The sequence below is a fragment of the Amycolatopsis sp. NPDC043887 genome, from assembly GCF_056435665.1.
Window position 1 is genome coordinate 22414 of the sequence record NZ_JBWKEB010000027.1, and the last position, 18226, is coordinate 40639.

14 protein-coding genes are annotated in these 18226 nt (G+C 69.9%); 5 read left to right on the forward strand and 9 right to left on the reverse strand.

The window, feature by feature from the left end; translation table 11 throughout:
* Nucleotides 1-65 precede the first annotated feature (65 nt).
* On the reverse strand, nucleotides 66-1643 hold the full coding sequence (locus AC069H_RS40515; RefSeq protein WP_478235859.1) for a tannase/feruloyl esterase family alpha/beta hydrolase: 1578 nt from the start codon (nucleotides 1641-1643) through the stop codon (nucleotides 66-68).
* Nucleotides 1644-1778: 135 nt separating this feature from the next.
* Between AC069H_RS40515 and AC069H_RS40520 the strand changes: the two genes are divergently transcribed.
* Nucleotides 1779-4490, forward strand: a complete 2712-nt coding sequence (locus tag AC069H_RS40520) for a helix-turn-helix transcriptional regulator (RefSeq protein WP_478235860.1) — start codon at nucleotides 1779-1781, stop codon at nucleotides 4488-4490.
* 406 nt (nucleotides 4491-4896) lie between these two features.
* Here the strand turns inward: AC069H_RS40520 and AC069H_RS40525 are convergent, their stop codons facing one another.
* Entirely contained in the window at nucleotides 4897-5328 is a 432-nt protein-coding gene (locus AC069H_RS40525; RefSeq protein ID WP_478235861.1) for an organic hydroperoxide resistance protein, read from the reverse strand.
* Between the two features lie 138 nt (nucleotides 5329-5466).
* Here AC069H_RS40525 and AC069H_RS40530 point away from each other — a divergent pair, with 138 nt between their 5' ends.
* Nucleotides 5467-7032, forward strand: coding sequence for a BTAD domain-containing putative transcriptional regulator (locus AC069H_RS40530; RefSeq protein WP_478235862.1), 1566 nt, complete (start codon nucleotides 5467-5469; stop codon nucleotides 7030-7032).
* Here AC069H_RS40530 and AC069H_RS40535 read toward each other — a convergent pair whose 3' ends face one another.
* From AC069H_RS40535 to AC069H_RS40560, 6 genes are all read right to left on the reverse strand, one after another.
* Nucleotides 7033-8631 (reverse strand): glycoside hydrolase family 13 protein, encoded by a 1599-nt coding sequence (locus tag AC069H_RS40535; RefSeq protein ID WP_478235863.1) that lies wholly within the window; start codon nucleotides 8629-8631, stop codon nucleotides 7033-7035. It abuts the gene before it with no gap.
* Between the two features lie 50 nt (nucleotides 8632-8681).
* Nucleotides 8682-9551: a carbohydrate ABC transporter permease gene (locus AC069H_RS40540; RefSeq protein ID WP_478235864.1), complete on the reverse strand. Its 870-nt coding sequence runs from the start codon at nucleotides 9549-9551 to the stop codon at nucleotides 8682-8684.
* Nucleotides 9548-10522: a carbohydrate ABC transporter permease gene (locus AC069H_RS40545; RefSeq protein ID WP_478229885.1), complete on the reverse strand. Its 975-nt coding sequence runs from the start codon at nucleotides 10520-10522 to the stop codon at nucleotides 9548-9550. Before AC069H_RS40545 ends, AC069H_RS40540 begins: the two co-directional genes overlap by 4 nt.
* Nucleotides 10500-11873, reverse strand: a complete 1374-nt coding sequence (locus AC069H_RS40550) for an ABC transporter substrate-binding protein (RefSeq protein WP_478235865.1) — start codon at nucleotides 11871-11873, stop codon at nucleotides 10500-10502. The genes AC069H_RS40545 and AC069H_RS40550 overlap by 23 nt, the downstream gene beginning before the upstream one ends.
* A gap of 303 nt (nucleotides 11874-12176) precedes the next feature.
* A complete protein-coding gene (locus AC069H_RS40555; protein ID WP_340682345.1) occupies nucleotides 12177-13181 on the reverse strand; it encodes a LacI family DNA-binding transcriptional regulator in 1005 nt (334 codons plus the stop codon).
* A gap of 32 nt (nucleotides 13182-13213) precedes the next feature.
* On the reverse strand, nucleotides 13214-14410 hold the full coding sequence (locus tag AC069H_RS40560; RefSeq protein ID WP_478235866.1) for an MFS transporter: 1197 nt from the start codon (nucleotides 14408-14410) through the stop codon (nucleotides 13214-13216).
* A gap of 57 nt (nucleotides 14411-14467) precedes the next feature.
* Here AC069H_RS40560 and AC069H_RS40565 point away from each other — a divergent pair, with 57 nt between their 5' ends.
* The gene (locus AC069H_RS40565; protein WP_478235867.1) at nucleotides 14468-15013 is read left to right on the forward strand and encodes a hypothetical protein; all 546 of its coding nucleotides are present in this window, start codon (nucleotides 14468-14470) and stop codon (nucleotides 15011-15013) included.
* 113 nt (nucleotides 15014-15126) lie between these two features.
* Nucleotides 15127-16512: a PepSY-associated TM helix domain-containing protein gene (locus AC069H_RS40570; RefSeq protein ID WP_478235868.1), complete on the forward strand. Its 1386-nt coding sequence runs from the start codon at nucleotides 15127-15129 to the stop codon at nucleotides 16510-16512.
* Here the strand turns inward: AC069H_RS40570 and AC069H_RS40575 are convergent.
* Nucleotides 16502-17398: an SDR family NAD(P)-dependent oxidoreductase gene (locus AC069H_RS40575; RefSeq protein ID WP_478235869.1), complete on the reverse strand. Its 897-nt coding sequence runs from the start codon at nucleotides 17396-17398 to the stop codon at nucleotides 16502-16504. The genes AC069H_RS40570 and AC069H_RS40575 overlap by 11 nt on opposite strands.
* A 79-nt stretch (nucleotides 17399-17477) precedes the next feature.
* Between AC069H_RS40575 and AC069H_RS40580 the strand changes: the two genes are divergently transcribed.
* On the forward strand, nucleotides 17478-18059 hold the full coding sequence (locus AC069H_RS40580) for a TetR/AcrR family transcriptional regulator (protein ID WP_478235870.1): 582 nt from the start codon (nucleotides 17478-17480) through the stop codon (nucleotides 18057-18059).
* The last annotated feature ends 167 nt before the right edge of the window (nucleotides 18060-18226 follow it).

Consider the following 18226-nt stretch of genomic DNA (forward strand, 5'->3'; position numbering starts at 1 on the left):
AGTGTGGGGAAGTGCCCGTCGTGCCGGAGGGGGCGACGGCACGACGGGCACTGGTGTGCGGGGCCTCAGTGGCGGGTGCAGCGGTAGCTCGTGGCCACCGCGGGATCACCGTGGCCGCGGTATCGCGAGACCTGCGGATACGGGCAGAGATCACGGGTGACGGTCTTGTCGCCGTTCGCCGCGGGCAGGGTCGACGGCACCTTGCCGTGTTCGACCCAGTCGACGAGCGCGCCCAGCGCGTTCGTCGGCGCGGCACCCGCGCCACCGGAGCAGTGCGCGACACCCGGCGCGAGGAACAGCCGGTAGAAGTCGTTGACCCGCTTCGGGCCGCCCATCTCACGCTCGACCTCGCGGCGGTACTGCAGCGTGCCGCCCGGCGGGATCAGCTGGTCGTCGGTGCCGACGAAGGTGATCAGCTTGCCGCCCGCCCGGCGGAACGCCGACAGATCGGGGTCCGAGGTCCCGATGATGTCGTCGTACTCCCGCACCGACTGGCGGAACAGGTCGGCGAACTGGCGATAGGTGAGCGTCTCCGTGTCGAATCCGGGCTGCTTCTTCAGGAACGTCCGCACCCAGCCCGTGGCCACCGGGAAGCCGGGAGCGGTCGTCACCGGGCCGAAGTCGGCGCCTTTGGGAAGGCCGGCCCAGAGCCGTCGTCCGTGCTCGTCGGACGGCCCGGCCCAGATCTTCCGGACGACTTCGGCGTCCGCCGCGGTGACGGTGACCTCCCTGTCGCCGCAGAGCACCTCCGTGCCGACGAGCGATCGAGGGTCGTAGCCGCATTCGTCCGGCCGGTCCACGATGCCGTCGGTGACTCCGTCCCGGCCGTCGCAGGCCTTGATCGCCGCCTGCTGGAAGGCGGTGAAGACACAGGTCGCCGGGAAGGTCTTCTCCTGGTTCATCACGACTCGCGGCCAGAGGGTCGCGACCGCGAACTCCGCCCAGTGCACGGCGGGAGCGTTCGCCAGGACGCCGTCGAAGTCTCCCGGGTACCGCTGCGCTTCGGAGTAACCCTGACGGCCTCCTGTCGAGCATCCGTTCCAGTACGAGTAGCCGACTTCCCGCTGGTAGAACTTCTGCGTCACGTCCTTGCCGATGAGGGCCGCTTCGTGCACGGAACGGGTCGCGAAGTTCGTCACCAGGGGCTTGTCGATCTCGCCCTGGGGAGTGAGTGCCCATGAGGTGTCGAGGAACGTCAGTGGAACGCCGGCGTCGGTCGTCACGCCGCTGTAGCCGTCCTTGACGGCCTGGATCAGCGGGGCACCGAAGTCACCGGCGGTGTAGGCGCTGCCGCCGACCGCCTGGAGCCTGCCCGTCCACCCGGTCCGCGGCAGTGCGACGGCGACCTTGACATGGTCACCCGCCTTGCCGTGGGTCAGGGTGACGGTGATTTCGCAGTACGCGGGCACGTCCGCGATCGCGGACGGAGCCGAGAACGGGGTGGGCGGGAACGTGACGGTCCCGCCAGGCTTCTGCTCAGCCTGGACCGACTCGATTCGCGTGTCCTCGGGCGCCGAGACGGGGACCGCCGAGCACGACGTCGCCGCCGCTTCGGCGGGCGCCGTCTGCGTGACCGAGGTCAGCACGAGCGGCAGCAGGGCGGCCAGCGGCGCCACCGCCAGGAACAACTTCTTGCGTCTCATCACCTTCCCGAAGCTAGGCCGATCGTGTCGACACGCCGTCTACATCCTGTGGACGCCGCCGGGGAGTCCTAACCGGACCGTTTATGTATCGTCGGACGGGCGGCCGCCCACGGCCGAGGGGAGGAATGCCGCACCATGCCGCTTTTCGGACGGGAAGCCGAGCTGAAGGACCTGGCCGAGCTCGTCGACGGGCCCGCCGCGGGTTGCGGTGGTGTCCTCGTCCAGGGCGAACCGGGCATCGGCAAGTCCGCCGTCGTGGCGGAGGCGGTGGCCGCCGCGACGGTCGGGGGCCTGCGGGTGTTGCGCACGACCGGCGTCGAGGCCGAACGGAACTACGCGTACGCCGCCCTGCACCAGCTGCTCCATCCGGTCCGGGCCGGTGCCGACACCCTGCCCGCGCCGCAGCGTTCCGCGCTCTGGGCGGCGCTGGGGCTCGCCGAAGCGGGCGAGCCCAACGCGTACCTGGTCGGGCTCGCCGCGTTGACGCTGCTTTCGGACGAAGCGGCGGCCAAGCCGTTGCTGATCGTCGCCGAGGACGTCCACTGGATGGACCGCGAGAGCGCCGACGCGCTCGCGTTCGTCGCCAGGCGGATCGAGACGGAGCCGATCGTGCTGATCGCGACCGTCCGGGACGGGGAGCCGTCGCCGCTGCGCGACGCGGGACTGTCCTCAATGGACCTGGAGCGCCTTCCCGGCGACGTGGCGGCCGAGTTGCTCGACTCCGTCGCTCCCGGACTCTCCTCGCCGGTCCGGTCCAGGGTGCTCGCCGAAGCCGCCGGGAATCCGCTGGCCCTGACCGAGTTGCCGTCGGCCGTGACCGAGGCGCCCGGGCCCGTGCTGCCGCTGACCGAACGGCTCGAGCGGACGTTCGGGGACCGGTTCACCGCGCTGCCGGAACCGGCCCGGACGACTTCGCTGGTCGCCGCGCTCAACGAGACCGGCTCGCTCGCCGAGACACTCGCGGCGGCAGGCGCGTTGCTGGGTGAGGACGTCGAGCCGTCGGCACTGGCACCGGCCGCCGATGCCCGGTTGATCGACCTCGAAGCGCGGGCGGTCTCGTTCCGGCATCCGCTGATGCGCTCGGCGATCCCGGCTTCGGTGCCGTTCGAGGAACTGCGCCGCGCGCACCTGAGCCTCGCCGACGTCTTCCGCGGGCGGCCGGATCGCAGCGCTTGGCATCGGGCGGCCGCCGCGACCGGCGCCGACGAGGACGTGGCCCGGGAGCTGGAGCACGCCGCCGATCGCGCCCGGCACCGCGGCGGAGCGACGGCCGCCGTCGCGGCGCTGGAGCAAGCGGCGCTGGTGAGCGGCGATCCGGAACGGCGGGCGGACAGGTTGCTGCGCGCTGCCGAGCTGGCCGTCGACTCCGGCGGTCGCGAGACGGCGGAACGGCTCGTCCGGGACGTCCGCGCGGGAGAACTCACGCCACGGCAACGAGCGACGGCGAGCTGGTTGCTCAGCGGGTTCGAGGACGGTGTCCGCGAGGACCTGTCGCGGATCGCGGAACTGGCGCGGCTGGCCGAATCGGTCGCGGAGGACGGACAGCCGGATCCGGCGATGCGTGTCCTGTGGGGTGCCGCGATGCGCTGTTTCTGGGCCGAACCCGGTGAAGACACGCGGCGAACGCTGCTGGCCGTCGCGGACCGCCTCCCGGTCGAGAACTCGGACCCGCGCCTGGTCGCCGTCGCCGCCTACGTGGCGCCGTTCGACCGGGCCGGATCGGTGCTCGCCGAGCTGCGCGAACTCGCCGCCGTCACCGGTGCCGATCCCGAGGTCGACCGTTTTCTCGGCAGCGCGTCGCTACAGGTCGGCGCGGTCGATCTGGCGGCCCGGTTCTCGGCGGCCGCGGCGCCGGGGCTGCGGGCACAGGGCAGGCTAGGCCTGCTGCCGCGAGCGCTGGCGGTCCAGGCGTGGAGCCGGGTCCGGCTCGGCGACCTCGCCGCGGCCGTGCCGGCCGCGGCGGAAGCGGCCAAATTCGCCAAGGAGACAGGGCAACCGTTCATGTACGGCCTCGCCACCGCCGTACAGGCCGAGATCGCCGCGCTGCGGGGTGAACACAAACAGGCCAAGGCCCTTGCCGACGAGGCCGAGCGGACCGCGCTCGCCGCCGGTGCCCGTCCGGTGCTGGCGACCGTGCAGCTCGCCAGAGGGATCACCGCGTCGAGCGAGGGCCGCTTCGACGACGCTTTCGCCGATCTGCGGCGCCTGTTCGACCCCGCCGATCCCGCCTTCCAACTGGCGCTGCGCGTCTACTTCGTCGCGGAACTCACCGAGGTCGCGATCCGGGCGGGTCAGGTCGAGGCCCTGCGCGAGATCGTCGCGGAGATGGAACAGCTCGCACTGGTCACCCCGGCGCCCGCGTTGCACGTCGGCTTGCGCTTCGCCCGCGCCGTGCTCGAACCGAGCGACGAACTGTTCGGGACCGCACTGCGGGCGGAGCTGGACGGCTGGCCCGCCGAACGCGGTCGGCTGCACCTGGCCTACGGCGAATGGCTACGGCGGCAGCGGCGCGCCGTGGACTCACGGGCGCACCTGCGCACAGCGCGGGAGACGTTCGACGCGCTCGGCATGACCGCGTGGGCCGAACGCGCGCGTCGTGAACTCCGGAGCGCCGGGGAGTCCAGCCCCAACCGTGGTCCCGACGCGCGGGAGAAACTGACCCCGCACGAGCTGAGCATCGTGCAGCTGGCCGCGGAGGGCCTGACGAACCGGGAGATCGGGCAGCGCCTCTACCTGTCGCACCGGACGGTCGGCACGCACCTGCACCGGATCTTCCCCAAACTTGGGGTGAAGTCCCGGGCGGAGCTCAAGGGTGCGTTGGGGCTCGTGAGTGGCAAGGACGGTTAGAGCCAAGGGTGTCTTAGGTACCTACCGGATGTGGTGGCAGTTGGTCGCAGGTCCGTGAAGGCCTCCTTGCCTACTCTGAAGGTAGGGAAGGAGGCCTTCACACCTTTCCCAGTACGGGAAGGACCCCTTCATGTACTGCAGGGGCGAGCAAGGGCGGCGGTGACAGGAAGGGGCACGTCTCGTGAGTGGCAAGGACGGTTAGAGCCAACGGTGTCTTGCGTACCTGCCGGAGGTGACTGCCGGTCGATCGCGGGTCCGTGAAGGCCTCCTTCCCTACACTCAAGGTAGGGAAGGAGGCCTTCACGGACACCAGAACGCCGGCAACGGCACGTTCAGGCTGGCCCAGGTCCCCTCGTGAGTGGTAAGGACGGTTAGAACCGTCCTTGCCACTCACGAGCCAGAGGGCTCACGCGACCGTCGCGTCCAACGTCACTTCCACGTTCCCCCGCGTCGCCTTGGAGTAAGGGCACACCTGGTGCGCGCCCTGGACCAGCTCGTCGGCGGTGGCCTGGTCGATGCCGGTGGCCTCCAGGTGCAGCGCGGCGCTCAGGTGGAACTCACCCGCTTCGGTGTCGTGATGCAGCGTCACTTCGGCGACGACGGCGAGGTCCTCCAGCTTGACCTTCTTGACGCCCGCGACGCGGCGGACGGCGCCCACGAAGCACGACGCCCAGCCCGCGGCGAACAGCTGCTCGGGGTTCGTGCCGTCGCCGGAGCCGCCGAAGGCCTTGGGGACGGCGAGGCCGACGTCGAGCACGCCGTCGGCGGAGGTCGCCCGGCCGCCGTTGCGGCCTTCCGCGGTCGAAGTGGCGACGGCGGTGTACGTGGTTTCAGACATGCCGAAACCGTAGGAAGCCCGACCTGACGGCGGCGCCCGTCGGATGACGTCATTGCTGTACGTCATGGGTGGACGACGTACGCCGATGACGTCGTCCGACGCTCGCGGCCGTCGCGCGCGCTCGCCTACTTTCCGCTCATGTCCAGCCTGCCGCAGGAAGTCCGGTACCGCTTCACCGTGCTCGGCCCGCCCGGCTTCACCAGCGGTGGCACCCGGCTCGACCTCGGCTCGCCGCAGCAGCAGGCGGTCTTGATGCTGTTGCTGGCCAACGCGGGCAGTTTCGTCCGGACCGGTGAGCTGATCGACGGGCTCTGGGGCGAGCGGGCGCCTGCCACCGGCGAGGCCGTCATCCGCACCTACATCTCCCGACTCCGGCGGCTGCTCTCCTTGCAGGGCTTGGGCTCGGCGATCGTCTCGCGGTCCGGAGGTTACCGGCTGGACCCGGATCGTTTCGAGGTGGACGCCGTCGAATTCGCCGGGCTGATCGAGAGTGCGCGACAGGCGCGCAACGTGGACACGGCGGCGAAGCTGCTGGAACGCGCGCTCGGTCTCTGGACCGGAACGGCGCTGGCCGGCGTCCCCGGCGAAGCGGCCGAACAGGAACGTGCGCGCCTGGAGCGACTGAAACTGACCGCGACCCAGGAACTGCTCCGGCTGCGCCTCGAACTCGGGGGACACGACGAGGTGATGGCCGAGGTACCCGTGCTGATCGAGCGGAACCGCCTCGAGGAACCGCTGTACGAGATCTATCTTCTCGCCCTTCATCGCGGCGGGCGCCGGGCCGAGGCGCTCGAACTCTACCGCTCGATCCACGAGCTGTTCGACGAAGAACTCGGGGTTCGGCCGGGGCCGAAACTGCGGGCGTTGCACGAGAAGGTGCTTCGGGCCGAGGACGATCCGGTGTCCACGCGTCGTGACCCGGCACCGCTGTTCGTCGGACGCGAGCGCGAACGCGCGGAATTCCGGCGGCTGCTCGCGAGGGACCCGGCCGACGGTGCCGAGGTTCTGTTCCTCACCGGACCGCCCGGCATCGGGAAATCGACCTTGCTGCGGACGTTCGCCGATGACGCGGCGGCCATGGGCAAGCCCGTGCGGCTGTTCGACGGGCTCGACGATCCGGCGGGCGTCCTGCGCCGCCTGCCCGACGGCGCCACGGTCGTGATCGCGGGCAGGGCCGGGCCGGACGCCAGGCTGCTGGTCGATCCGGCGTGGGCGGGAAGGCTCCGGATCCGGAAACTCGAAGCGTTGAGCGAGGCCGAGTCCGTGGCGCTACTCGAAGCACGCGGTGTCGCGCCCGCACTCCGGAAGTCCATTGTGGACTTCGCGGCGGGCAACCCGTTCGCGCTTTCGCTGGCCGCCGAGATCAGCAGGTCACCGCGGCCCGACGCGGAGCGCTTCGTGGTGGACACGGTTTACGCGCAGCTGGCCGGTGATCTGCCGACGGAGGCACATCGGTGGGCGTTGTACGTGTGCGCGCAAGCGGACCACACCACCGAAGACCTACTCCGGTCCGTGCTGCCGGGAGGACGGTCGTCGGAGCTGTTCGACTGGCTCCGCGACCACCCCTGCGTCGAGACCACCACCCACGGCCTCGTCCTCGGCGGTGTGCTCCGCGAGGTGCTCGACAGGCACCTCCGATGGCGTGACCCGGCGGGCCGCGCACGGATGCGCGGCCGGATCAGCCGGGTCACGACCGGTCGTTGATCAGGTGAGCAGCCACACCGCCGTGTCCGTCGGGAGTTCACCCTCGACGGGGCCACTGGCCATGAGCACTTCGCGGTGCGGCGGCAACGCCACGGGCCTGTCCGAGAAGTTCAGCACGAACGTGAAGCCCGGCTCCCGGGTGAACGCGAGCACGCCGTCGCCCAGCGCCAGCCACTCCAGATTGCCGGGGCCCAGCGCGGGAAGTTCGTTCCGCAAGCGCAAACCGGCGCGGTAGAGCCGGAGCATCGACCCGGGTTCGGCCGCCTGCGCCTCCGCCGTACTGGAGCGCCATTCCCCGGGCTGGGGCAGCCACGTCCCACCGGTGCCGAAACCGAACGGCGGCGCGTCACCGGACCAGGGGAGCGGGACACGGCAGCCGTCACGGCCCGGATCGGCGCCGTCAGTGCGGGCCCACACCGGATCCTGACGCAGTGCGTCCGGGATGTCCTCGATCTCCCATAGCCCGAGCTCCTCTCCTTGGTAGACGTACAGACCACCGGGCAGCGCCATGGTCAGCAACGCGGCCGCCCGCGCCCGCCTGGTCCCGAGTTCTCGGTCCACCGGGGTGCCGTGCAGCCGGTCGGCGAACGCGAAGCCGGTGTCACCTTGGCGGCCGTACCGGGTGACGTGCCGGGTGACGTCGTGGTTCGACAGCACCCAGGCCGCGGGCGCGCCGACCTCCTCGTGTGCCGCCAGCGTCCGCTCGATGACGTCCCGGAAACGCGCGGAATCCCACGGGCACACCAGGAAATCGAAGTTGAACGCCGCGTGCAGCTCGTCGCGGCGGAGGTACCGCGCGGCCCGCGACATGTCCGGCAGCCACATCTCACCGACCATCACCCGGTCGCCGGGGTAGCTGTCGGCGATCTTGCGCCACGACCGGTAGATCTCGTGCAGCCCCTCCTGATCGGAGAACGGCGTCTCGTCGCCGGGATCGACGTCGGGCAGCCGCGGGTCCTTCACCAGCCCGTCGGCGACGTCGATGCGGAAACCGTCGACGCCGCGGTCGAACCAGAACCGCAGCACGTCCTCGAAATCGGCGCGGATGTCCTGGTTGTCCCAGTTGAAGTCCGGCTGGCGTGAGCTGTACAGGTGCAGGTACCACTCGCCGTCCGGGACCCGTGTCCACGCGGAGCCGCCGAAGCGCGACTTCCAGTTGTTCGGCGGCTCGGAGCCGTCCGGCCCACGACCCGGCCGGAACCAGAACCGTTGCCGCTCCGGTGATCCCGGCTCCGCCGCGAGTGCCTCCTTGAACCAGCGGTGCTCGTCGGAGCAGTGGTTCGGCACGATGTCGATGATCACGCGGATCCCCTTGGCGTGGGCCGCGGCGATCAGGCCCTCCGCTTCGGCGAGCGTGCCGAAGAGCGGGTCGATCTCCCGGAAGTCGGCGACGTCGTAGCCGCCGTCGTCCATCGGCGACGGATACCACGGGGTGAACCAGATCGCGTCGATCCCCAGCTCGGCCAGGTAGTCCAGCCGCGCGCGGACGCCGGCGAGATCGCCGACGCCGTCGCCGTTCCCGTCGGCGAAACTGCGGATGTAGACCTGGTAGATCGCCGCGCTTCGCCACCATCCGGCGGACTGCCCCAATGCGGTCACGGAAATGCCCTCCTCAGTCGTACGTGGATACCCCGAATGCGGCGAAGAATTCAGCCCTTGAGGCTGCCGGCGGTGAGCCCGGCGAGAATATGCCGCTGGAACGCCAGGAACAGCGCCACCATCGGCAGACTGGCCAGCACCATGCCCGCGACGAGCACGTTCAGCGGCATGTCGATGGCCACCCGCTGCAGCATCACCGACAGCGTCTGCTTTTCGGTGTCCGGGAACACCAGCAGCGGCCAGATGAAGTCCTTCCACGCGGCCACCACCGCGAGGATCGAGACCACGGCCAGGATCGGCCGGGAGATCGGCAGGATGATGCGCCACAGCGTGCGCACCGGTCCCGCGCCGTCGAGGCGCGCGGCCTCGATCAGCTCGTCCGGGATCTGGTCGAAGAACCGTTTCAGCAGGTAGATGTTGAACGCGTTGGCGGCGGCGGGAAGCCAGACCGCCGCCGGCGAGTTGATCAGGTTGACGTTCAGCAGCGGCAGGTCGGTGATCGTCACGTAGGTGGGCACCAGCAGCGCCGCCGCCGGCAGCATCAACGTCACGAGCATCAGCCCGAGCACGACGTTGCCGAACTTCGGCCGCAGCTTCGACAACGCGAACGCCGCGGGGACGTCGATCGCCAGCTGGGCCAGCCAGGCGCCGCCCGCGACGATGACGGTGTTGAGGAAGTACTTGCCGAGACTCAGCTGGTCCCATGCGTCGGCGAAGGCCTCCGGATGCCACTCGTCCGGGATGAACGTCGCCGGCGTCTGCGCCAGTTCTTGCGGTGACTTCATCGCGCCGGTCACCGCCCAGTACAGCGGGAACAGGAACGCGATGACGAACAGGAGCAGGGTGCAGCCGAAGATCACGGCGTACCCGATCTTGCCGCCGGGACTGCGGAGCGTGCTGGGGGAGACGAGCGTCCTCATGACTGATCCGCCTTCCGGGTCAGGCGCACGTACAACGCGGAGAACACCCCGAGCGCGACGAACAGGAGCAGGCTCAAGGCGCTCGCCGAGCCGAAGTCGTTGTAGACGAAGGCGTAGCGGTACAGCAGCAGGAGCACGGTGACGGTCGAGTCGTCCGGTCCGCCGCCGGTCATCACGTACGGCTCGGTGAACACCTGCATGGTCGCGACGACCTGCAGCAACAGGAGCACCAGCAACACGAACCGGGTCTGCGGCAGCGTGACATGGATCAGGCGTTTCCACAGCCCGGCGCCGTCCAGTTCCGCGGCTTCGTAGAGCTCACCGGGGATGGTGCCGAGCGCGGCGAGGTAGATCAGCGTGGTGCTGCCCATGTTCGCCCACGTCGACACGAACACCAGCGACAACATCGACGTGTCGCTCGAGTCGAGCCACTGGCCGCCGGGCAGGCCCACGGCGCCGAGCGCGGAGTTGAACAGGCCGGCGCCCGGGTCGTAGAACCACTTCCACATCAGGGCGGTGACCACCGGCGGCAGCATCACCGGCAGGTAGACCGCGAGCCGGAAGAACGCCTTGGCGTGCCGCAGTTCGTTGAGCAGCACCGCGGTCACGAACGGCACCACGAACCCGAAGACCAGGGCGAGCACGGTGAACAACAGCGTGTTACGCCAGGCGATGCCGAACAGCGGGTCTTCGAACAGGCGGGTGAAGTTGTCGAAGCCGACCCACGTCGGCGGGTTGACGAAGTCGACCTGCTGGAAGCTCAGCAGGACCCCGCGCACGATCGGGTACCAGGAGAACAGGGCGAACACCACGAGCGCGGCGCACAACAGGCCGTACGCGGTGAGATTCTCCTTGAGCTTGCGGCGCGACCGGTTCCGGCGGCGTTCGGCGGCCGAAGCCACCGGGCGACCGGCCCGCGACGACGCTGTCGCGGGCCAGTCGAGAACGCTACTTGACCTGGGCGAGGACACTGTTGACCTTCGACACGGCCGACGACAGCTGCTGATCGATGTTCGCGTTCCGATCGGTGAGCACCGCCTGCATCACGCTGTCGAGAATGGCGTAGACCTGCTGCGCGTTCGGCGGTTCGATACTGCCCTTGATCCGCGAACCGGCGTCCACATAGGACTGATAGTTCTCGGCGGGAACGTTGGCGTGCTTGGCTTTAATCGCGAGCTGCTGGTCGCGGACCGTGCCCTGCCAGACGTCCGGGGTCGGCTCGGCGGGCAGCCCCACCGGCTGTTTGCCGTCGACGTACTGCTGGACGTGCTTCTCGAAGCGCTCCGGGTTGAGGTACTTCCAGCGGACCCATTCCAGACCTGCCTTGATCTTCTCCGGCGAGGCCTTGGGGTTGATCATGTAGCCCTCGCCGCCGAGCAGCGTGCCCTGCCCGCCCGGCATCCCGGCGACGCCGTAGTCCTCGTACTTGCCGTTGAACTGCTTGACCAGCACCGGGATGTTGTCCGGGGCGGCCATGTACATGCCGAGCTGGCCCGCGCCCATCATGCGCTGGACGTCCTGTGCTTCGAGGAGCTGCTTGCTGCCCATGGTGTCGTCGTCCCACCGCATGGCGCGCAGCTGGTTCAGGGCGGCCTTGGCCTTGTCGTTGTCGAACGCGGCGACCCATTTGTCGCCGTCCTTGCGGGCGACCTCGCTGCCCATCGAGTAGAGCCAGGAGGTCAGATGCCAGCCGCCCTGGTTGTTCTTGCTGTAGTCGGCGTACCCGACCGTGCCGTTGCCCAGCGCGGCGATCTTCTTCGCGGCTTCGCGGACCTCGTCCCAGGTCTGGGGCGGTTTGTTCGGGTCCAGCCCGGCCTTCTGGAACAGCGGGCGGCTGTAGACCAGGCCCATGCTGTAGTTCATCGTCGGCAGGCCGTAGAGCTTGCCGTCGGCGTCCCGGAAGTTGTCCAGTAATTCCGGTTTGATGTCGCCGAAGTTCTTCAGGCCCTTGGCCGCTTCGGTGATGTCGGCGGCCTGGCGGCGCGCGATGATCTGCGCCGGGTCGGTGAAGTAGACGTAGTAGACGTCTTCGAGTTGCCCGCCGGCGAGCTTGGCGGAGAACGTCTTCGGATCCATGAACCCTTCGTGGGGCTCGATGTCGATGTCCGGGTGGGTCTCTTCGAACTCCTTGACGTCGGCGTCGAACACGCCGCGCTCGAACGGCTGGCTGGTCGGGGGCTGGCCGGTCACGGTGATCTTGACCTTGCCCCCGGTGCCTTCGCCGGAACCGGAACCGCAGGCGGCCACCCCGAGGGTGAGTCCACCCGCGAGGAGCAGGCAGAACATCCGGCGGCGCACGGTGGGGGACCAAGTGCTGCTCATCTTCAAGCCTCATCTCGGGATCGCGACGGCTGTCACGTGATTGCGGTCACTCTAAAGTGAAGCCCTGGATCTACGCAATAACTGGATGAGAACTTGCAACTTTTCGACAGCCCTTGTCGCCGAGTGCCCCAAGCGCGTGAAGGCCCCCTTCCCCTCGACTGAGTCGAGGGGAAGGGGGCCTTCATGTACTTCACCGAACACGCGTGCTTGGAGCCGGAACTCGCGTGCCTGAAGGCGGAACTCTCACATCCGCCCTCAAGCACGCGTGATCCGGCTCCAGGCACACGTGTTCCGGGAGAGAGGCTAGATACGGCGGGCGGTGGAGCCCCGGACGACGAGTTCGGGGGCGAACAGCAGTTCCTCGGCCGCCACCTCGCCGCCGTTTATGCGCTTGACCAGTAGTTCCACCACGGCGCGGCCCATCGCCTCGATCGGCTGGCGGGTCGTGGTCAGCGGCGGATCGGTGCAGTTCATCAGGGCCGAATCGTCGTAGCCGACCACCGAGACGTCTTCGGGAACCGACAGGCCCTGCCGCCGGGCCGCGCGGATCGCGCCCAGTGCCAGGAGATCGCTCGCGCACAGGACGGCCGTCGCGCCGCGCGGGTACAGCCTGGCCGCGGCGGCGTGCCCGCCTTCGATGGAGAACATGCCGTGTTCGACGAGTTCGTCCAGGACCGGGAGCCCGAGTTTCGCCGCGTAGGCGCGGAACGCCTCGAGTTTGCGCCGCGACGGCACGTGGTCGTTCGGGCCGAGGACGAGACCGATCTTCTCGTGCCCGAGTGAGCTCAGGTGGCCGACGACCTGCTCGACGGCGACCGCGTCGTCGCACGAGATCTGCGGCAGTCCGAGGTGGTCGACGGCGGCGTTGATCAGCACCGTCGGCAGGCGGCGCTCGGCGAGATGGTGGTAGTGGGAGTGCACCGCGTCGGCCTGGGCGTAGAGCCCGCCGGCGAACACGACACCGGAAACCTGCTGTTGCAGCAGCAGTTCGACGTACTCGGCTTCGGAGACGCCGCCCGCGGTGCGGGTGCACAGCACGGGGGTGAAGCCCTGCTGGGCGAGTGCGTTGCCCATGATCTCGGCCAGCGCGGGGAAGATGGGGTTCTGGAGTTCGGGAAGGACGAGTCCGACCAGTCGGGCACGATCTCCGCGCAGCTGGGTCGGTCGTTCGTAGCCCATCACGTCCAGCGCGGTGAGGACGGCGGCCCGGGTGCTGGCGGAGACCCCGGACCGGCCGTTGAGCACCCGGCTGACCGTGGCTTCACTGACCCCGACCTTGCGGGCGACTTCGGCAAGACGACGCGTCATGGTTGCAACGTTACCGCAAGCGAGCGCAAAAACTAGACACTCTTGATCGGTGTGGTTGCCCGAAAGTCACGCGAGGAAGGCACGAGGGCGGCGGCCGCGGGCGCGGCGAAGCAGACGACCGCACACGCCGCCAGCACCGGCTCCGCCCCGAACCGGTCGATCGCGGGGGCGATGAGCGCGAGCCCGGCGGGCGCCAGTCCATAGGAGAACAGGAAGTCCAAAGAGGACACGCGCGCGAGCTTCCCCGGCTCGACCTCCCGCTGGGTCGCGGTGAACCACGGGACGTTGAACAGTTCGATGCCCAGCCCGGCGACCGCGTAGGCGGCGATGACGAAGGCCGGGTGCACCGGGAACAGCAGGCTCAGTGGCGCGAAGCCGTAGCAGCCGAGCCCGAGCAGCGCCGCCCGGCCCTGCCGTTTCGGTCGCCAGCGCGCGATGACGACGGCGCCCGCGAGGGCGCCGACGGTGTACGCGGTGAGCCCGGCGGCCAAGACGGCTTCGGTGTCGTAGCGGTCGCGGCTGACCAACGGCAGTACGACGCCGGTGGCGGAATAGCCGGTCGCGATCACGGCGGTCAGCGCGCCGAGCCCGGCCAGGAACCACGGATGACGGCGAGCTTCGCGGAGACCGTCGGCGAACTCGCCGAAGAAGCGGATCCTCGTCGTGGCCGGGGCGGGCGCGAAAGTGCCTCGCGGCGGGATCATCGCCGCGCCCAGCCACAGCACTCCGGTCCCGATCACCAGGGCCGGCGTAGAGGCGAACTGCGAGAGCAAGGCGGTGAGCCCGGGGGCGACCAGGGTCGTGACCCGGACGGCGAGCGTCATCGCGGCGTTGGCCTGCTGGCGCCGGTCTTCGGCGATCACTTCGGCGGTCAGCGCCTGGAACGCCGGGCGGCACGCGCCCTGCCCGATGCCGACGACGGCGGCCGCGACGGCCATCACCACGACCGATCGGCCCATACCGACCGCGATCAGGGGAGTGGCGGCACCCGCGACGAAACCGGCCCAGAGCACGACCCCGCGCCGTGAGTACCGGTCGGCCAGTACGCCCGCCACCGGTACGGCCACGAGGAATCCCGCGGTCCGCGCGGCGAGCACGATGCCGAGGTCCACAGCCGAAAGCGACCGTTCCAGCACCGCGAGTCCGAGGATGAACGGCAGGGCCCAGGTCGCCAGCCCGGAGGCGGTGTTCCCGGTCCAGAGCCGGAGGAACGACAGGCTGCGGAACACCGGGGTGACGATAGCAAGGAGAGACAGCAGGCCCTTTCGCGCTCTACTCTGCCTCCCGTGCGCACGCCGACCTCGGCCCGAGGCCCGGCCAGGCGCCTCCGCGGCGGGGCCGTGGGGGTCCTGACCGGCACTTTGGCGACCGGTGCGCACGCCGGGACCAGCGGACGCGTCCCCGACCTCGGCGTGGTCGTGCTGCTCGTCGTCCTGCTGAGCTGGGTGGCGTACGCGTTCGCGGGACGCCGTCGCGGTCCGCTCGCCATCCTCGGCCTGGTGGCGGGCGGGCAACTGGCGATGCACGCCTGCCTGACCTTCCTGACCTGGCAGTCGCACGCCCACCACGCCGAGGCCCCCGGCAACGGCCTGGCCATGGCGGCCGGGCACGCCGCGGCGACCCTTGTGGTGGCGATGGTGCTCGCGGGCGCCGAGCGCGTCCTGTTCGCGCTCACGGCGTTGATCGCTTCGGTCCTTCCGCGCCGTCTGACACCGCGGCCTGCGACGGCGCCGCTGCGGATCCACGTCCCGCTCGTGGTGAAGTTCCCCGCGACCGAGGCGCTCCTGCGAGACTTGCTTTCCCGGCGCGGCCCACCAGTGACGTTCGCCTGATCCCCGAAACCCTGCCGAGACCCCTGTCGCGGCAGGGCTCAGCACGCGTGCCGTGACCACACCGGCGCGCGGCGCAGGCGCACGCCTCCCCACCGACGCCTCAGGAGTCCCCCATGGCAACGCGAATCGAATCGACCACGAGCCCGCCGCGCGCGTCCGGCTGGCGCGGACTGTTCCTCCGTCTCCACTTCTACGCCGGCGTTCTCGTCGGCCCGTTCGTCCTCATCGCCGCGCTCACCGGCGTTCTGTACGCGGCGACTCCGCAGATGGAGTCCTGGATCTACGCCGATCAGCTCCGGGCACCCGTCGGGCTGAACCAGGTCTCACTCTCCGACCAGGTCAAAGCGGCACAAGCCGCGAACCCCGGCGGTGACCTGGTCGCCATCCGGCCCGCTCCCGAACCGGGCGACACCACCCGCGTGCTCTTCGCCGAGGACGGGCTCGGCGAGTCCGAACGACGCGCGATCTTCGTCGACCCCGCCACCGCGCAGGTGCGCGGGGATCTCGTCGCGTACGGCTCGAGCGGCGCCTTGCCGTTCCGGACCACGCTCGACCAGTTGCACCGCAACCTGCTTCTCGGTGAGCCAGGACGGCTCTACAGCGAACTGGCCGCGTCCTGGCTGTGGGTGGTCGCGCTGGGCGGTCTCGTGCTGTGGGTGAGCCGCCGCCGCGCCCGCCGGAACGAGAAGAGCGAATCCGCGCGCGGGAAGTCGGTGCGCCGTCACGGATCTGTCGGCCTGTGGGTGCTGCTCGGCGCGCTGTTCCTTTCCGCGACAGGGCTGACGTGGTCGGCGTACGCGGGCGAGAACGTCTCGGCGCTGCGTGAATCCCTCGGCTGGGCCACCCCGGCGTTGAAGGTGGCCGGCGCCGGCGAGCACGCCGGCCACGCCGGGCACTCGGGTCACGGTGAAGCGCCCGCCGCGAAACCCGAGAGCGTGGACGCGATGCTCGCGTCGGCCCGTGCCGCCGGGATCGACGCGCCGTCGGTGGAGATCGGGCTGCCCGCGGAACCCGGCGCTCCGTGGCAGGTGGCGGAAGTCGGGCGCGGCTGGCCGACGCAGGTCGACGCCGTCGCGGTCGACGGGACCACCGGGCAGATCCTGGGCGAGGTGCGGTTCGCCGACTACCCGCTGATGGCCAAGCTCGCCCGCTGGGGGATCGACGCGCATATGGGCGTGCTGTTCGGCTGGCCCAACCAGCTCGTGCTGCTCCTGCTCGGCGCCGGTCTGGTCACGCTGGTCGTGCTCGGCTACCGCATGTGGTGGCGGCGTCGGCCGACCCGCGCCACCGGGCTGACCTTCGGGCGGCCCATCCCGCGCGGTCAGTGGCGCAAGGCGCCGCTCGCCTTGGTGGTGGGTCTTCTCGTCCTCGCGGCCGCGATCGGCTGGTTCGTGCCGCTGTTCGGGATCAGCCTGCTGGCGTTCCTGGTGATCGACCTGCTGCTGGGCCTGCGGTCCCGTGGCCGGTCCACACCGGACTCGACCGACGTCACCGGGTGAGTTCCGCGCTCGCCGCCCACAACCGGGCGGCGAGCGCGGTGTCGGCGAGTTTCCCGCGGACCGGTTCCCGGCGGGGTTCGCCGCGCAGGCCGAACAGACGGGGGCCGAACATCTCGCCGCCGCGCACGGCGGGATCGAGGACGGCGCGCACAGCGGGCCAGGCTCCGGCTTCCTTGCCCTGCAACAGAAGCCCGGCCGGGAACTTCCGCCCGGCCGGTGCCGCGTGCACCGGCCGCGTCGGGGTCAGGGAATCGAGCGCGCCACCGGGATGGTCGACGACACTCAGTACCGGGCTGCCTGCCGCGCGCAGCCGCCTGTCGAGTTCGAAGGCGAACAGCATCTGGGCCAGCTTCGAGCGCGCATAAGTGCGTTTGGGCTGGTAGTCGCGTTTGCTCTGAAGATCGTCCAGGTCGAGTTCCGCCGACTTGCCCACGAAACTGCCCGTGGTGACGATGCGACCGGACTCCGCCGCTTCGAGCAGGGGCATCAGCCGGTGCACCAGCACGAAATGCCCGAGATGGTTGGTGGCGAAGGTCAGTTCGAGGCCATCGGCGGTCTCCTGCCTCGGCTGGTCCTCCAGGAGCACACCCGCGTTGCAGACGACGGCGTCCAGCCGTTCGGTCCCCAGAGTGTCCACAGAGGACTCGATGGACGAGAGGTCGGAAAGGTCGAGCCGCAGGTGCCCGAGTCTCGCGTCCGGAACCCGCGTGCGGATCGAGGTCATCGCGGCATCGGCCTTGGCGGCGTTCCGGCTGCCGAGGAACACGGTCGCGCCGGATCCGGCGAGCTGTTCGGCGACGAAGTAGCCGATCCCCGCGTTGCCGCCGGTGACCAGGAAGGTCTTGCCGTCGGCGCGCGGCAAATGGTGGACGTCCCAGTGACCCATGACAGGCTCCTCAAAGTCGAATTCACTCCGAAGATACACTCATTACGATTTCGGAGTGACTTCGATATAAGGTGGTCGCGTGGAACGGACCGAGCCGGGCAGGCGTGAACGCAAGAAGGCGGCGACACGCCAAGCCCTGTCGAGGGCGGCCCGAGAGCTGTTCCTGGAACGGGGCTTCGACAACGTCACCGTCGCCGAGATCGCGGACGCGGCGGACACGGCGGTGTCGACGCTCTTCGCGCACTTCCCTGGTGGCAAGGAGACGCTGATCCTCGGAGACGGCCATGAACGCGAAGCGGCCTTGGCCGCCGCGGTGCGTGATCGGGCCGAGGGCACCTCGATCCTCGAGGCGTTGCGGGACTTCCTCGCGACCCGCGGCCCGTTCCATCCGGATCCGGACCCGCTGTCGCGCCGTGTCGCGGACCTGGTGATCGCCACCCCGGCGCTGCGTGCCTACGCCAGGGCGCTGTGGACGGGTTGCGAGAACGCGCTGACGAAGGTCATCGCCGAGGAATCGGGTCAGGACGACTTCTCAGTGCGGTTGCTGGCGCGTTATGTCCTGGAGGTGCCGGACCTGGCCGGAGTCGAGGCTGATCCGGCCGCGGCGCTGGACGCCGCTTTCGTCTTCCTGCGGCGAGGCTGGCCTGACCTGGAGCGATGAAGGGTCTGCTCTTGCGGCTGTCCGAGGTGGACGCCGACGGTCCGGGCCATCGCCTATTTCGATGAGCTCGTGGCCAGGCAAAGCCCGCCTTGCCGACTTGGTGCGCGCCACCGCGGCGCTCGCGGGCTGCGCCGGGACGGCGTCCAGGCGCCACTGCGGTTCGCCCG

Excerpts from the sequence above, each read along its gene's own strand:
- AC069H_RS40515 (WP_478235859.1), bottom strand. The coding sequence starts at position 1,643 with ATGAGACGCAAGAAGTTGTTCCTGGCGGTGGCGCCGCTGGCCGCCCTG.
- AC069H_RS40520 (WP_478235860.1), top strand. The coding sequence starts at position 1,779 with ATGCCGCTTTTCGGACGGGAAGCCGAGCTGAAGGACCTGGCCGAGCTC.
- AC069H_RS40525 (WP_478235861.1), bottom strand. The coding sequence starts at position 5,328 with ATGTCTGAAACCACGTACACCGCCGTCGCCACTTCGACCGCGGAAGGC.
- AC069H_RS40530 (WP_478235862.1), top strand. The coding sequence starts at position 5,467 with ATGTCCAGCCTGCCGCAGGAAGTCCGGTACCGCTTCACCGTGCTCGGC.
- AC069H_RS40540 (WP_478235864.1), bottom strand. The coding sequence starts at position 9,551 with ATGAGGACGCTCGTCTCCCCCAGCACGCTCCGCAGTCCCGGCGGCAAG.
- AC069H_RS40550 (WP_478235865.1), bottom strand. The coding sequence starts at position 11,873 with ATGAGCAGCACTTGGTCCCCCACCGTGCGCCGCCGGATGTTCTGCCTG.
- AC069H_RS40555 (WP_340682345.1), bottom strand. The coding sequence starts at position 13,181 with ATGACGCGTCGTCTTGCCGAAGTCGCCCGCAAGGTCGGGGTCAGTGAA.
- AC069H_RS40570 (WP_478235868.1), top strand. The coding sequence starts at position 15,127 with ATGGCAACGCGAATCGAATCGACCACGAGCCCGCCGCGCGCGTCCGGC.
- AC069H_RS40575 (WP_478235869.1), bottom strand. The coding sequence starts at position 17,398 with ATGGGTCACTGGGACGTCCACCATTTGCCGCGCGCCGACGGCAAGACC.